Raw genomic sequence first — 15,229 nt, forward strand, 5'->3', positions numbered from 1 at the left:
ATTTAGTGGTTCTCCGCGCCGCTTCAAAGGCGAAATGCGCGGTTCACCTGATCGTCACAATTCGCGCTGAGCTTACTGATACTCGGCCGGCAGCGCCTTGCCGAGCTTGGCGCTCCGGGCGGCGAGGTCGAGGATGTGGATCGGGCGGCGCGACCACTCAGGGGTGATGATCAGCTTGGCCTGGTCGGTCAGGTATTCCGCGACGTTCTGGTAGTAAAGTTCCTGCTTGGTTTCCTCCTGCTTGCCTTCGGTGACCTTCCGCGTGTCGCCCTCCTGCTGGGCGAGGCGATACTGACCGTGCGGGTCCATGAAGGTCACGGAGCCCTTGGTTCCGGTAACGCGCATCATGCCGGGCGGCGTATCGCTGTCCAAATGTGTGATGGTCAGGGTGACGCGGGCCCCGTTGGCAAATCGGATGACGGCGCTGGCCTCGTCTTCATTGGCATCATCGCCCCAGCGGGTTTGGTTGCCCCAGTAGCCTTCGAAGGCGTAGCCGGAAACTTCGGTGATCTCGGAGTCGATGATCTGTAGGGAGTATTCGAGCAGGTGGACGCCCCAATCATAAAGGACGCCGCCGGAAATCGTGCGGCTCGTGCGCCACCAGTCGAGTGGCTTGGAGCGCTTGCCCATGCGGCAGTCGATCTTGTAAACATCGCCCAGCGCGCCGTCGGCCATCAGCTTGAGCGCGGTTAGCGGGATGCCGTCCCAGTGGCGGTTGTGGTAAGTGGAAAGCATAACGCCGGACTCTTGCGCGGCGGCGATCATCTGATCACATTCGGCGGTGGTGATCGCCAGCGGCTTTTCGCAGACTACGTGCCGACCTGCGCGCAGTGCCTTCAGGGCGAGCTCGGCGTGGGTGTTGTGCGGCGTGATGAGCACGATCAGGTCGACGTCCGATTGGTCGAGCATTTCATCGATCGAGGCAAACGTTCCGATGCCGGGAAAATCCTCGGTGGCGACTTTAAGGCGCTCGGGGTCCATCTCGGCAACGGCAACGGGGACCATGCCTTGGGCTTGAAGCTCGTTCAGGTGCTTCTTGCCCATGTTAAAGGCACCGCCGTAGCCGACGACACCTACCTTGATATCACTGGTAGAGGGGTATTTTTTCATGGCTTATTCGAAGAGGTCTTTCTGTTCATCCGTTGGCCCGGGTTCAACCACTTTCTTCTCCGGGGGGTGGAGATGTTGCGGTGGCTTTTTGACCCGGAGGGCCAGGGCGGCTTCGCCTTCTTCCACGAGGCGATCGCAGATGCGGCGCACCTGCATCTTGATCCAGCGGTGGGTCTGCGAGGTGGGCGTATAGTCCGCCGGGCCATAGCTGTCCACGCGGCCGTCCTGCAGGAGCTGGTCGTTCTGCAAAAATTCGTTTTCGCGCTCGGGATCGTAAACGGCAAAGGTCTTGCCGCCGCTGCGACGAACCACGGAAAACACCGGCACATCGCTGGGGCCGTCGGCCATGTAGAGCATGTTTTCCATCGGGATGCGCCGGTCTTCGGGCATCATCTTGGCGTTCACGGAAATGTCCGGATTCTTGTTCGAGCCCTTGTTGATCTCGAAAATATAGCGCGTTTTGATGGTGTTATCGACCATGACTCCGATCTGGCTGATCTCGAAATCCATCGGGATGCTGAGCTCGTCCTGCTTGAGGTAGTAGGGCGGCAGGGGCGCTTCGATGAACTCACAGCCGAAGACGCCGTCCACCTCGGGCGCAATTTTGCTGCCGCGAATCATCTCGGCCAGGCCGGTGCTGATGATGTAGTGCTCCAGTTGGATGTCGTGCTTGCGATAGGCGGGAGTGGACTGCGTTAGCGCACGTAGCTCTTGGAAAAAATCGGGCAGTCCCGGGTAAAACGGCAGCTCGGCACCGAGCTCGCGCAGGATGCTGTTGCGCAGGCCTTTGAGCGGGCCGTTCTTGATGTAGGTGAGCAGGTGGTTCAGGTAAACGGTGTCCGGCGAAACGTGCACGCCGCGCTCGCCATAAATTTTTGGCAATTCGTTTACTTCCTTCCAGAACTGTTTTCCGTCCACCTGATAGCGGCGAAAGAGCGGCTCCTGCATGTAGCCGGGGATGAGCGTTTTATCGAAATCCCAGACACATGCTACGATGCGGCGGCGGTTCAGGCTATGACTTCCAGACATGGTTGAGCGGATTTTGCCGCTAAATGCTAGCCCAGGGCGAGACTCAAAACGCAAATCATGCAGGATAATCTACGGTTGAAAAAATTCGGCTGCCGGTATTGGATGATTGTCCTCATGGATCCTCGATTTCCCAATGGTCCCCCGCCACCTCCTCCAGGTGGAGGCCCGCCGCCGCCATACCGGCCCGGCATGCGCCCTCCGCCGGGGCCGCCCATGGGGCGATATCCGCCGCCTCCGCAGCGTCCATTGCGTCGCAAGCCCGGTGAAGCAGACCCTGATGGGGAGTCGCGCAAAGGCCGTTGCCTGATTCGCGAAGAAAAGAAAGTGCCTGAGCAAAAGCCGGTGCTGGCCCCTGAGCCGGAGAAGCCCGCCGCGCGCAATACCAAGTCGACCGACTACCAACTGCTCAACGGCATCCGGGTGAACAAGGGGTTCTTTTGGCTGAGCGCATTGGTGATGTTCCTGATCGTTTTGGCGACCATCAGTGTGCCGATGTATTACGTGATCTCGAATCGGATCAACCAGCCCGAGGAAACGGCGGACGATCGGACTGCCGCTGCGGCGAGGGAAACCAAGTCGGAGGATCCGGGATTTGACGCCGCTCCGCTGCGGGACTCTTTTCAGGAAATCAAAAGCGCGGCGCTCAAGCGCATCGACGACCCCGCCACCATGGTCGAGGAAATCATGGCCTACAACGCGCAGGCCACTGGTTACGAGTTGGCGCGCACATTCTCACTGGAAGGTCGCGTAAAGACCGCCACCCGCGAGTATGAGATGAATCTTTTCATCAAGGCCCCCAACCAGGTGCGGCAGGTGCTTACGATGGACGAAATGAAAGTGACGTCGATTTACAACGGCGTTGCCGGCGAACTCATGGCGAATGACTTTGCTAAAGACCGCTCCATGGACCGCGCGATGACCCGTGCTCAAAGCGTATCGCTGCTCATGTCGGCAATGCCCAGCATGCCGTTGTGGCAATTTAATGTGGACCCGAGCTTTATCGAGTATGCCGGACAGCGATCGCACGATGGCGTGATGTGCCACGTGCTGCGCAACACGGCTCTTCCGCCATATGTCATCGAGCATTTTCTGGATACGGAAACCTTTGTGGAGCATTACCGCACCCTGGACGGCCTGGATGAAAACGATCAGCGCTTCACGGTGGAGGTCAGCCTAAAGGATTATCAGCAAGATGGCGAGTTCATGGTGCCGACGTTGATCGAGGTTCGCGAAAAGTCCGCGATAGAAGTGACCAGCTCGTTCCAGGTCGAGAAAACCCGCTTCAATCAGGGGCTGCTCCCGAGCTTGTTCAGCTTGGACAATTCGTAGACGCTCCCTACTCCGCTGCTTGCATTTCGCGGTAGAGGTCGAACAAGGCGTAGCAATACATACGGTGCGCCTTCAGCTCGCCGACGGGGGTGTCGAACGTGTGCATTTTCTCGCCGTCGTAGCCGAAGATGACGACCTTGTCCTTAAAGGCGTTGGGCGCGGTCTTGCCGGCAATCAGGTCGGTAAATGGCGTGTATGGCAGGTCGTCGATCTGCGGGTATTCAACGGGCGTCAGCATGCTTGGGCCAATGCGCAGCGTGTGGCCATCGATGCTGAGCGATTGCTGGGTCAGCTTGGCTTCCGCGCCAAAGGCCTGCTCCAGACCGATGAGGTAAAGCGACTTCACGGCCTTGCCCTGAAAGCGCTCCAGGATCGGCGCGGCGGTCGGGTGCATGTGTTCGGCGAAGCCCACCGCAAGGGCATTCTGTGAAATAGCAGGCAGGGGAATCCAGCCCGAGTCGCCGACGATGCTCATTGACCAGTTGGCCGGAATGTTGGGCAGGAAAAACTTCTCGGGCAGCGGATTGGGGTTGGGCTCCGAGGCGTCGATGCGTGCCTGGAGGACCACCGGTGCGCGGGCAACGGATTCCGCCAGGGCGGCGTCGCCGGGCCCGGGTTTGGGCAGATCGATGAAGAATTTGAAAATAATCGCGCGCGGCTCCTGCGCGGCAATGGCGTCGATGCCCTGGGCCATCAGTTCGCGGGGCAGGGGAAAGCCACCGAGCTGCTGCTCGTCATGGGCGTCGATCAGCACGACGGCAAACGGCTCCGGTGGGTTGGCAACGGCTGGGGCAACACACAGGCAGCAGGCGAGCAGCGACAGGAGCAGAGATTTCATGCCCGATGTTTTTAGCGGATCACGCCTGGGCTGCCGAGGATATTTCGCAAGGCCGAGCCGAGTATGGTTTCTCCGAGCTCTTGACAATAGGTGATTGGAGCGCCAATGGCGCGGCCGCATAGTAGCCTAGGGCTAGCGGACATTCATTTTGTATCTTGATTGCTGCAAATACTGCCCCAACGGGGCTACGCAAGATGTCGTTTTGCGCAATCCCGTTGGGATAGGCAATTTACGTATTCGTATTCCCAGGGTAGGCGTTCAGCCGCTCTGCGGCCTCAAGCCAACCCTGGGCTATTGATGCGTAGCCCCGTTGGGGCAAATTTACTGAAAGTTGAATGTCCGTTGGCCCTAGGGTAAGCCCTAGGTTTTGCGGATTTATATAGCGTTGGAGCGCCGAAGGCGCGGCCGCAAAAACGTTGATACGGCCGCGCCTTCAGCGCTCTAATATTGGTGGGTGATCTCCTTTCCTAGGGCTGCGCTGCGTCGCGTTGCTCCTTGCTTACCCTAGGCTACTATGCGGCCGCGCCGTTGGCGCTCGATACGCCGATTTCCCGCATGACCGATACGTTGGCATCCCACCCGACCGATTCGTATGCATACCACCCGACCGATACGCTGGCATCCCACCCGATCAAATCTGCGCTTCTGGGAAACTGCCCTTATCCGCCGACGGAATACTTGTCCGGGTCTACATAGACCCAGCGCATGCCGGCGGCTTCGGCGGCTTGGAGGCCCAGCTTGCTGTCTTCGTAAACCACGCAATACTGCGGCTCGACGCCGAGCAATTCCGCGGCCTTGAGGAAGCCATCTGGCGCGGGTTTGCTGTGGACCACGTCCGCTTTCGTCACGACGACTTCGAACAGGTCGTCGATGCCGCAATACTTGAGCGTGCCGTGGACGTGGCGCGGGTCGCCGCCGGAGGCGACGGCGATGTGCAGGCCCTCGGCTTTGAACTGGCGCGCCAGTTCGGCCACCGGGATGATGGGCTCCACGGCGTGGTGCTCTTTGACGATGTAGTCGTGGTTGTCTTCGACGACCTGGTTGACGTCCAGTGTTTCCTGATACTTCTCGTTGATGAGCTCGACGGAGTGGTGCATGCCGACGCCCGCCATTGAGTAAAACAGATCCCAGGTGAACTCGAACTTTGCCCCGTTCTTCTCGTAGGCGTATTTCCACGCGCGGTAGTGCAGCGGCATGGTGTCCGCCAGCGTGCCGTCGCAGTCGAAAATGACTGCGCGCGTCTCACCCTCGGGAAGTTTCAGGTCGCTCATTTATCTTTATTAGTGGCTTTCTTGGCCGCCTTTTTAGCCGCTTTCTTGCGCGGCGGACGCGGCGGAAATTCAAAGCCGATCTTGCCGTCTTCCTTGAGCAGCAGGTGCGCGTCAAACAAGCGGCCAGTGCGGTTGGATTTGAAGCCCTTGATCAGTCCGGTCTTTTTCTCGGCGAGAAGCTTCTTCACTTCCTCGGCGGGCAGGGCCTTGCTGAGCATGTTACGGCTCAGGCGGAAGGCGGGCTTGCCGTCGGGGTCGCGGCCTTCGGAAACGTAGGCATTCGGCGTTTCGCGGACGGGGGTGCCGTCCACCGGTGAATTGCCGACAACCGGGTATTGGCTGAGGTCGACGCTCTCATCGAGTGCTTCCTCGCCGTTGTTACCGAAGTCCAGCTCGACGCGTTTGGTGCCGTTTTCTTTATCGATCAACTTGAGGATCGCGGAAAAGGTTTTACCATTGCGCGAGGTAAAGCCGTCCAGCGGGCCGATCTCCTTCTTGGTGATCAGCTCCTCGACTTCCTTGAGGTCGAGCTTGCGGTTGCCGATGACTTTGTTGACCTGCAAGAGCGGGTATTCGCGGCCGCGGATTTCCACCTTGTCCTGCGAGAACCACGCGCGGTGATCTTCGAGCAGAGGCTGGTTGTTGGTGGGGGAAACGAGGTTGGTCTTCTCGGGCGGAGGCGGGCTGTTGAGCTTGTTGACCATGTCCTGCGTCGCGTCGACAATGCCCTTCATGAAGTCATCACGCGAGAGCTCGCCTTCTTCGACGAGGCGGAGCTTGTGCTCCCATTCGCCGGTCATGGCGGGGGAGGTCAGCTGCTCGATGTCGAACTGCTTCAGGAATTGCATCAGGCTCTCGGCCTTTTGCGTGGGGAGGAGTTCGCGGCCCTGGCGCTCGATGTAGCGCTCGTGGGCAAGGTGGTCGATGGTGGCCGCGCGGGTGGCCGGTGTGCCGAGGCCCTTTTCCTTCATTGCTTCGGCCAGCTCTTCGTCGTCGAGAAGCTTGCCGGCACCTTCCATGGCGGAGAGCAGCGTGGCTTCCGAGTAGCGGGGCGGCGGCTTGGTCTGGTCTTCTTCGAGGCGGGCGTCCTTGCGGTCGGCAATGGCGGTCTTCGGCGCATCGCTGCGGGCAAAGTCGGGGTCGGTCAGTGGCGTCAGCGTGTCTTCGCCCGCGCCGCCCTTGCCGTAAACGTCCATCCAGCCGCCGACGGCGAGCACCTTACCCTCGGTCTTGAAGGAATGGCCCGCGATCACGCTCGTGCGCGTGGTGACGTCGAATTCCGCTGGCGGGAAGAAAATCGCGATGGTGCGGCGGGCGATCATGTCGAAGATTTTCGCTTCGAGGTCGCCCAGCTTCTTCGGTTTGGCGTCGGTCGGGATGATCGCAAAGTGATCGCTGACCTGCTTGTTGTTAAAGATGCGCTTGTTGCCGGTGTGGACCCAGTTGTTGTTGAGCACTTTTTCGGCGTGAATCGCGTAGGGCTCGTCGAGATTGGCGAGGGTGCTCTTCACCGTGGGGCCGTAGTCTTCCGGCAGCGCCCGCGAATCGGTTCGCGGGTAGGTGATCATCTTGTGCTTTTCGTAGAGGGCCTGCGCGATGTTGAGCGTGTGGCCGGCGGACAGGCCGAAGCGGCTGTTGGCCTCACGCTGGAGGCTGGTCAAATCGTATAGGCGTGGGCTGGACTGCTTAGTGCGTTTCTTTTCCTCGGTGACGCTGGCTTCGCCGGCGGCCAGGACGGCCTGGACAACGGCCTCGGCGTCTTCCTTGTTCCAGAGGCGGTCGGCGCGGTCGTGCTCGTCGTCGCTCTTTTTAAAGTCGGGCTTCTGGTAGACGCCTTCGTATTCGCCGGCGGCGACGCCGAAGTTGGCGAAAATGCGCCAGTAGTCGCGCGGCTTGAAATTGCGGATTTCCATCTCGCGCTGGTAAACGAGCGAGAGGGTCGGCGTCTGCACGCGGCCTACGGTGGCGGCGCGGCCTCCCCGGCGACCAAAGACGACGGTCGCGCCACGGGTGCCGTTGATGCCGATCAGCCAGTCTGCCTCGGAGCGCGAGCGGGCGGCGTCCTGGAGCGGCTGCATTTCCTTGTCTTCGCGCAGGTTGGAGAAGGCTGAGCGAATGGCGTCCGGGGTCATGGATGACATCCACAGGCGCTTGACGGGCTTCTTGTTTTTGGCGAGTTCGAGGATGTAGGTAAAGATGAGCTCACCCTCTCGCCCGGCGTCACAGGCGTTGATCACGGCGCCGACGTCTTCGCGGGCAATGAGCTTTTTCAGCTCCTGAAACTTCTGCTTGGTCTTGTCGATTGGCTTCAGCTTGAACTTGTCCGGGACGATGGGCAGCGTCTTGATGGTCCAGCGCTTGAGGTCCTTGCTGATGTCCTCGGGCATGTAGAGCTCCACCAGGTGGCCAACCGCCGAGCTGATTACGTATTCGTCGTTTTCGTAAAAATCGCCCTTCTTGGGGATCTTCCCCAGCACGCGGGCCAGGTCTCCCGCTACGGAAGGTTTCTCGGCAATGATCAAAGTTTTCATGTAAATGTGGTTCTCGCTGGGCGTGTGTTTAAACAGGAAGATCGGGAAGAACGGGAAGCTTAATTATCCGCCCCGGGCAAGGTGAGTCGGCGTATGCCGTTTTTCAGGTATGGTTCGTAAAAGTTAAGAATGATCCCAATCGGCGCATCCAAAAGGCGCATATAACTAAGAGTTTGGGCGATGTGCTCAGGTCGAATCTTTTCAACGACTTTCAGTTCCAGCAATAAGCATTCCTCGACGAATACGTCCGCCCGGATAAATTCGTCAAAGACTTCACCCCGATATTCAATCGGCACTTTTAACTCTCGTTGAATTTTGATTTTTTCAAGCAGCAGGTCCCGGGAAAGCGCTTTTTGATAGATAGGTTCCAGAAGACCGGGACCGAAATGTTTATGCACCCGAAAGGCGGAATCAATAACCGGCTTGGTTAGCTTATCTGCCTTGGCGTAATTTGGATGCATTAACTTCCCGTTCTTCCCGATCTTCCTGTTTGAACCTCGTTTTAAGTTGGCTTACTTGGGCAGGAACTGCGGGACGAGGTCGTCGAGCTGGCCGATGAGGGTGTTCATCGTTTCGTCGGTTTCGTCGCCCATGTTGGAGATGCGGAAGGTCTTGCCCTTTACCTTGCCGTAGCCGCCGTCGATGTCGCAGCTATACTTGGCCTTGAGCTCCTTGCGGAGGCCTTCCAGGTCGATGCCGACATCGTTCTTGAAGCAGCACAGGGTCTTGGAGCCGAACTCGGCCGGTGGCAGCAGCTCGATGCCGTGCTTGGCACCCCACGCGCGGACGAGGTTGTTCAGGCGCTCGTGGCGCTCGTAGCGGGCTTCCAGGCCTTCGGCGAAGATGTCTTCCAGCTTGCTTTGCAGCGCGTAAATCAGCGGGATGACCGGCGTGGACGGCGTCATGCCCTTCTCGTAGTTCTTCTGGAACTCGATGAAGTCAAAGTAGTAGCCGCGGCCTTCGACGGTCTCGGCGCGCTTCATGGCGCGGTCGGAAACGGACAGCAGCGAGAGGCCGGGGGGCATGGCCAGGGCCTTCTGTGAGCCGGTGAGGAGCACGTCGATGCCGAGCGCGTCCTTGTCGATCTTGACCGCGCTGAACGAGCTGACGGTGTCGGTGATCGAGATGACGTCCGGGAATTCGCGGAGCACTTCCATGATGCCCTCAATCGGGTTCATCGTGCCGGTGGAAGTCTCGTTGTGGATAAAGGTGATCGCGTCGTATTTGCCGGTGGAGAGCTCGCGACGGATGTCTTCCGGATCGATCGGGGTGCCCCACTCATACTGGAGCTTGCCGTTGGGCAGGCTGCAGCGCTCGGCGACGTCGTTCCACTTGTCCGAAAACGCGCCGGACATGCAGTTGAGCACACCCTTCTTGGTGACGTTGCGGATCGCGCCTTCCATCACGCCCCAGGCTGAGGAGGTGCTGATGAAAACGGGGTCCTGCGTATACATCAGCTGCTGCAGCTGAGGCTGGACGGATTGAAAGAGGTTGACGAAGTCCTTGCTGCGGTGGCCCATTACCCATTGGGTCATGGCGTTATAGGTCTTTTCCGAAACAGCGATCGGACCAGGGATGAAGAGTTTATAGCTCACGTGTGTCTTGCGTTGAATATTATAAAGCAGCAGCGGCTATAGAGTGTAATGCCGCGCGGTGTCAAACGTCGCCTTTTAAAATTTACAGGGTCAATCTGGCACAGCGCGGGGATGCGGGGGCATTTGCTGCGTCTCGAGAGCGCGTTGGTGTTGCCCGGTCAGCGCCGAGGAGTGGCAGTTTTCCGCCCGGAGCACGCCAACTGAAGCAACTGAGCCAAAAGAGCGTTTCCCTACGCTGTGTTTTGCAAAAGCCTAATGCTTCTTTTCCGAAAAGCCTACTGCTGTGTTTTCAAAAAGCCCTATGCTGTGTTTTGGAAAAGCCACCACTGTTGTTTCTCTAACAACACTACTGTTGTTGAGGCAACATAGCCTGCTGTGTCGTACCAACAACAGTAGTGGCTTTTTTGAATCTCTCCATAGGGCTTTTTAGAAAAGTCCATCGGGGCACCCCGTGGGCAATGCGGGAACGATTACTTTGGCGTTGTCGGGTTTGGGCAGTGGGCTTACTCCTGACTGCATGCGCTGCTTACTGTTGAATCTATCCATTGCTGTCTTGTTCGTGGGGTGTGCCAGCAAGCCTTACCAACTTGAGGTGATGCGGGCACCCGCCGTTTACGAAGGGGCGGATATCGACCGCCTTAGCGTCGAGCGGCCCCGGGACGTCAATGCCTACGAAGGGATGCTCTACGCGACCAACCGCATGCGCGTCGTTGACGATGCGGATAGCCGGGAGTTTGGCTCGCAGTTCTACGGCGGGCAGACCGATGGCGTGGTCCGGGTCGGCGTGGCGAAGGTCACGCTGACGGACTCCGAGCTCGACTGGGACGACGTGCGCAAGATCAGCACCAGCGCCGTGCGCGACAAAGATTTGGTTATTCAGATCGAGAGCGTGGACGAGCTGGGCGTGTTGTCCAACACCCGCCACCCCTTTGTTAAAGATCCCACGCCGGATACGCCCGACGCCGATGCGGCCTTTGCTGAACTGATCAATCGCCAGTTGGCGCAGTCTGGCGACAATGAGATTTTGATCTTCGTCCACGGCTACAAAACGCCCTTTGACGACCCGGTGCTAGTGGCGACGGAGTTTTGGCACTTCATGGGCTATGATGGCGTGACGATCGCTTATTCCTGGCCGTCGACTCCCAGCTTTATCGCCTATCTGCGCGACATCGAGGCCTCGGGGAACAGTGCGCGCGAGTTCCGCCGTTTCCTGCAATTTCTCGCCGATAACACCAATGTGGAAAAGATCAACGTGCTCGCCTACAGTGCCGGCACCCGCATGGCGGCCGAGACCCTGCACAACATCGCCATCGACTCCAGCGCACCGCATTTGGGGCACGTGATCCTGGTCAGCGGTGATGTGAGCGCGGCCAAGGTCGGCGCGCTCCTGGCCGATGATGCGCTGGATAAAGTGGACACGTTTACGATTTATAATTCCACGGGAGACATGGCGCTGGGTTTCAGCGACTGGCTTTTCGACCGCAATCGGATCGGCGGCTCGCACGATGCACTCGCTGCGTTGCCAGAAGCGCTGGACTTCGTGCGCAACACGCCGAAGCTGCAACTAATCAATGTATCCGACGCCGAAGACGCCACCAAGGGCAACGGCCACGGCTATTTCCGCAACAGTCCCTGGACCAGCAGCGATATCCTGGCCTCGCTCGACTTCCACCTGACCCCCGCAGAGCGCGGTCTCGTTTGGAATGACGCCACCGGTGAATGGACCTTCCCGCCCGACTACATGGGCAAGCTCCGGGCCGCGATCAAAGCAAAGATCGGGCAGTGAGACGGTGCTCTACCTTTTTTAAAATCCAGTTTACGCGCCCGCTTATTTCGCCATACCTAGCAGCATGAAAATCCTGGTCACCGGCAGTGGCGGCTTTCTTGGGTCGCGGATCGTGGGGCTCCTGCTGGAGCGCGGCTACGAGGTGCGCGGCTACGGGCGCTCGCCGCAGCCGGAAAACGCCGCGCGTGGCGTGGAGGTGATTCAGGGCGACTTGGCTGATGAGGCCGCCGTTGCCAATGCCGTTGCCGGGTGCGATGCGGTGTTCCACGTCGCCGCGAAGGCCGGTGTGTGGGGGCGCGAGGAAGATTTCTTTGCGGCCAATGTCACCGGCGCGCGCAATGTGCTCAAGGCCTGCCAGCAGCATGGCGTCGAGCGCTTGGTTTACACCAGCACGCCGAGTGTTACCTTTTCCGGGGAAGCCTTTGAAGGGGCCGACGAATCCCTGCCGCTCAACCCGAACAATGGCCTAAGCCCCTACGCGAAAACCAAGGCCATTGCCGAGGGCGAGCTGCTTGCCGCGCACGGCAAGGCTGGCGTGAAAATTTGTGCGCTGCGCCCGCATTTGATCTGGGGCGTGGGCGACCCGCACTTGGTGCCGCGCGTGGTGGCCAAGGCGAAAACCGGCCGACTGCGCATCGTGGGGGAGGGCGGTAATCGCGTCGACCTGACCCATGTGGACAACGCCGCCGCCGCGCATTTACTGGCCTTCGACGCGCTGAACCACGGCACGTGTGGCGGGCGGGCGTATTTTTTATCCGACGGTGAGCCGGTGGTCCTCTGGGACTGGATTAACGACCTGCTGCGCCGCGTGGGCGTGCCACCGATTGAGAAGAAAGTATCCGCCCAGGCCGCGACCAGGATCGGCGGCGTGTGTGAGTGGGTTTGGGGCACCTTTGGGCTCAAGGGGGAGCCGCCGATGACGCGCTTTGTCGCAACAGAGCTCGCCAAGAGCCACTGGTTTTCCATCGACGCCGCACGCCGGGATTTCGGCTACGCGCCACGGGTGGACCTCGCGAAAGCGCTGGACGATGTGGCTCGCGATTTGCAATCCGGGCGCTGAGCCACCAAGGTGTCGCCATGCCCAAAACGTTTGAATTTCGCAGTGAGGTTTATTTCGACGAGCTCGACGCCCTGTGGGTGCTCCACCACAGCCGCTACCTGAAGCATCTGGAGCGCGCGCAGCAGGCGTTTTTCCAGCAACTGCTCGGCGTGCTGGACTTCAACGCCGCACGCGATGAGGATATCTACGTGGTCGTGCGCAACCTGGAGATCGACTACAAACAGCCACTGCGCAACCCGGGCCCGGTCTTGATTCGCTACACGGTGAGCCGCATCCGCGCCGCCGGCGTGACGATGGACTTCGCGTTTCTCTCCGGCGACGAAGAGACCCTCTATTGCGCGGGGAAACGTACGGTGTGTAAGCTCTCCGGCAAGACCCATCAGCCTGCTGAGTGGAGTCCCGCTTTTCGCGAAGCCTTGGAACAGTGGGTGGGATAGTTTAGCTGAGTGGAGTGGCTTTTGGAGTGCGGCAGCCCTCTGCCGCTTTAGGATGAAACGATCCGTTTCAAAAAATGGCGACAGTGGAGCATTCTGATACGATCACAAAATCCGAAAGCGCCAGAGGGCTGGCGTACTCCATAAACTTCTCTGTCGCTGCTCGGTGTTGGTAACCCGTCGCTGTGAATTGATTCGTTGATTGGCATTTTACGCTGTCACGCGGCCGTCAAAAACGACACCGGATCGTCTACTGTATTTACCTGATTTTTAGGCCTTTACGGATGTTGGTGCAGACGATTTTTGGGCTGTGAATAACTTGGCGGTAACTAAGAATATCTCTTCCTTGTCGATTGGGTCATTTTCGTGGCATTCTGGTGACATCCTCCCCTCAGCGTTGCATGCGCCTGAGTTGCCCGTTAAATTCTTTTGACAAGCCATTCCTACATCTAGTGGTCTTTTTGTAAAAATTACCCTAGATATAGTGGTAGGTGTTGACATGTTTGCTCATCTGACCCACCGTTCACTCCATCGTCGCAAATGAGCCGACCGGCCGCGACACACTGCTTTTTTCGCTAAATCTTCAACCTGAATAACTTCCGCATAACTGCCATGCCGACCACCGACACGACCACCGTTACCATCGGTAGCAAATCCTTCGTTCTGGACAAAGAAAAAGCCGAGCAGGCCTTCGCCGCCAAGAAGATCATCAATGGCCGCGACACGATGTTTTTCAACATCCTTCCACTGAAATATCAGTGGGCTTACGACCTCTACAAGACCATGAAGTCGAACCACTGGGAGCCGGAAGATATCCCCATGCAGAAGGATGTCGAGCAATGGCGCGACCCCAAGGCGGTGTCCGACATCGACCGCTGGATTATTAAGATGGCCATCGGCTATTTCTCCGCCGCCGAGGGCATCGTGGGTGACAATATTCAGCACGTTACGCGCGATTTGGTAACCGCGCCGGAGCTGAAGCTCGTTTTGGGACGCCATGCGCACGAGGAGAATATCCACGCCGACAGCCTGGTTTATATGATTTCGTCGCTCAGCATCAACCCGCACGAGTGCGAGGCGATGTTCTCCGACATTCCGACGATCAATAAGAAGACGGACTTCGTGGTCAGCAACTCGCGCTCTTTGCGCCGCGACATCGACCTCACCAAAACCGAGAACAAGCAGGCGCTCGCGAAAAACTGCTTCCTCTTCGGTCAGGTCATGGAAGGCACGCAGTTTTACGGCCTCTTCGGCATGGTGCTCAGCCTCTACCGGCAGAACAAGTTCCCGGGTATTGGCCAGATGTTCCGCTACACGCTGCGCGATGAGTCGAACCACATTGAGGTGTTCCGAAACTTGCTGATGGACCTCGTCGACGAAAACCCGGATGTCTGGACGCCCGAGTTCAAAGAAGACTTGGTTAACACGATGAAGGAAGGCATTGCGCTGGAGAAGGAATTCATCCGCGACTGCCTGCCGATCAACGCCGTGGGCCTCTCCGCCGACGAGTTCGTGCAATACATTGACTACATTGCGGATCGCCGCCTCGAAAGCTGCGGCCTGAAGCCGCTCAATCCGGGTCTAAGCAACCCGTTCCCCTGGTTGGCCGAAATGATGGACATCCAGAAGGAGCAGAATTTCTTCGAAGGCCGCGTCACCGAATATCAGAAGGCCAGCTCGCTGGACGCTGTCGATGACGACGAACTTTAATCGACTTGCCTCGGGCGCCTTGGAAACGCCCATCAAAGTGGCATGGTGGTAAATGGAAAGGATGGGGCCGCGGTCGCGAGATCGCGGCCTTTTCCTCCGCAAGCACTAAGTAATGGTCTAAATAAATAAAAATTGACTATTTTTGTTCTATCATTGTTCTTTGACTGATGTCCTTGATCACAGCCGTAAAAAGAGAGATAGCAAGCCGTTCCGCTGGAGATACTGTTCGGCTTACTCTTGAGTATATGATGAATCATGCTTTAGGCAGGCGGAATGCCGTACCGATAAGCGTAATCGTTGAATACTTAAATGAGAATGGCATCAATATCACCTACAATCAGTTCCAGCAGACGGTTTTATCTGAATCTCGTGGATCAGATTTCTTTATTGCGACCTGCAACCGCGGTTGTTTTTTGATCGATACAATTGACGATGCGCGTGAGGGTAAAAGTTTTTTCGAGGAGAAAATTGCTAAGCAGCAAGCGCATTTGGATAATTTAGTCCAAGTTGCGCAAAACGTAGGATGGACTATCTAG

13 protein-coding genes are annotated in these 15,229 nt (G+C 58.2%); 6 read left to right on the top strand and 7 right to left on the bottom strand.

Going from position 1 to position 15,229, the window contains the following annotated elements; all coding sequences use genetic code 11:
• Positions 1-72 precede the first annotated feature (72 nt).
• The gene (locus O3S85_RS17590; RefSeq protein WP_269542137.1) at positions 73-1,110 is read right to left on the bottom strand and encodes a Gfo/Idh/MocA family protein; all 1,038 of its coding nucleotides are present in this window, start codon (positions 1,108-1,110) and stop codon (positions 73-75) included.
• 3 nt (positions 1,111-1,113) lie between these two features.
• Positions 1,114-2,139 carry an HAD family hydrolase gene (locus O3S85_RS17595; protein ID WP_269542138.1) on the bottom strand — a complete coding sequence of 342 codons (1,026 nt, stop codon included), beginning with the start codon at positions 2,137-2,139 and terminating at the stop codon, positions 1,114-1,116.
• A 189-nt stretch (positions 2,140-2,328) separates the two neighbouring features.
• On the opposite strand from O3S85_RS17595, the gene O3S85_RS17600 reads away from it, so the two are divergent.
• Entirely contained in the window at positions 2,329-3,468 is a 1,140-nt protein-coding gene (locus O3S85_RS17600; RefSeq protein ID WP_269542139.1) for a LolA-like protein, read from the top strand.
• A gap of 7 nt (positions 3,469-3,475) precedes the next feature.
• Here the strand turns inward: O3S85_RS17600 and O3S85_RS17605 are convergent, their stop codons facing one another.
• From O3S85_RS17605 to O3S85_RS17625, 5 genes are all read right to left on the bottom strand, one after another.
• Positions 3,476-4,306: a CHASE2 domain-containing protein gene (locus O3S85_RS17605; protein ID WP_269542140.1), complete on the bottom strand. Its 831-nt coding sequence runs from the start codon at positions 4,304-4,306 to the stop codon at positions 3,476-3,478.
• Between the two features lie 659 nt (positions 4,307-4,965).
• On the bottom strand, positions 4,966-5,577 hold the full coding sequence (locus O3S85_RS17610; RefSeq protein WP_269542141.1) for an HAD family hydrolase: 612 nt from the start codon (positions 5,575-5,577) through the stop codon (positions 4,966-4,968).
• Entirely contained in the window at positions 5,574-8,108 is a 2,535-nt protein-coding gene (locus O3S85_RS17615; RefSeq protein ID WP_269542142.1) for a DNA topoisomerase III, read from the bottom strand. Before O3S85_RS17615 ends, O3S85_RS17610 begins: the two co-directional genes overlap by 4 nt.
• A 59-nt stretch (positions 8,109-8,167) precedes the next feature.
• Entirely contained in the window at positions 8,168-8,569 is a 402-nt protein-coding gene (locus tag O3S85_RS17620) for a GxxExxY protein (RefSeq protein ID WP_269542143.1), read from the bottom strand.
• Positions 8,570-8,620: 51 nt separating this feature from the next.
• Positions 8,621-9,703, bottom strand: coding sequence for a pyridoxal-phosphate-dependent aminotransferase family protein (locus O3S85_RS17625; protein WP_269542144.1), 1,083 nt, complete (start codon positions 9,701-9,703; stop codon positions 8,621-8,623).
• A 517-nt stretch (positions 9,704-10,220) separates the two neighbouring features.
• On the opposite strand from O3S85_RS17625, the gene O3S85_RS17630 reads away from it, so the two are divergent.
• The 5 genes from O3S85_RS17630 to O3S85_RS17650 all read left to right on the top strand — a co-directional run bounded on the left by O3S85_RS17630 (position 10,221) and on the right by O3S85_RS17650 (position 15,229).
• Positions 10,221-11,489 carry an alpha/beta hydrolase gene (locus tag O3S85_RS17630; protein WP_269542145.1) on the top strand — a complete coding sequence of 423 codons (1,269 nt, stop codon included), beginning with the start codon at positions 10,221-10,223 and terminating at the stop codon, positions 11,487-11,489.
• Positions 11,490-11,553: 64 nt separating this feature from the next.
• The gene (locus O3S85_RS17635; RefSeq protein ID WP_269542146.1) at positions 11,554-12,549 is read left to right on the top strand and encodes an NAD-dependent epimerase/dehydratase family protein; all 996 of its coding nucleotides are present in this window, start codon (positions 11,554-11,556) and stop codon (positions 12,547-12,549) included.
• Positions 12,550-12,566: 17 nt separating this feature from the next.
• Positions 12,567-12,986: an acyl-CoA thioesterase gene (locus O3S85_RS17640; RefSeq protein WP_269542147.1), complete on the top strand. Its 420-nt coding sequence runs from the start codon at positions 12,567-12,569 to the stop codon at positions 12,984-12,986.
• Positions 12,987-13,595: 609 nt separating this feature from the next.
• Positions 13,596-14,693: a ribonucleotide-diphosphate reductase subunit beta gene (locus tag O3S85_RS17645; RefSeq protein WP_269542148.1), complete on the top strand. Its 1,098-nt coding sequence runs from the start codon at positions 13,596-13,598 to the stop codon at positions 14,691-14,693.
• A gap of 167 nt (positions 14,694-14,860) precedes the next feature.
• Positions 14,861-15,229 carry a hypothetical protein gene (locus O3S85_RS17650; RefSeq protein WP_269542149.1) on the top strand — a complete coding sequence of 123 codons (369 nt, stop codon included), beginning with the start codon at positions 14,861-14,863 and terminating at the stop codon, positions 15,227-15,229.

This window comes from Cerasicoccus sp. TK19100, from assembly GCF_027257155.1.
GTDB lineage: Bacteria > Verrucomicrobiota > Verrucomicrobiia > Opitutales > Cerasicoccaceae > Cerasicoccus > Cerasicoccus fimbriatus.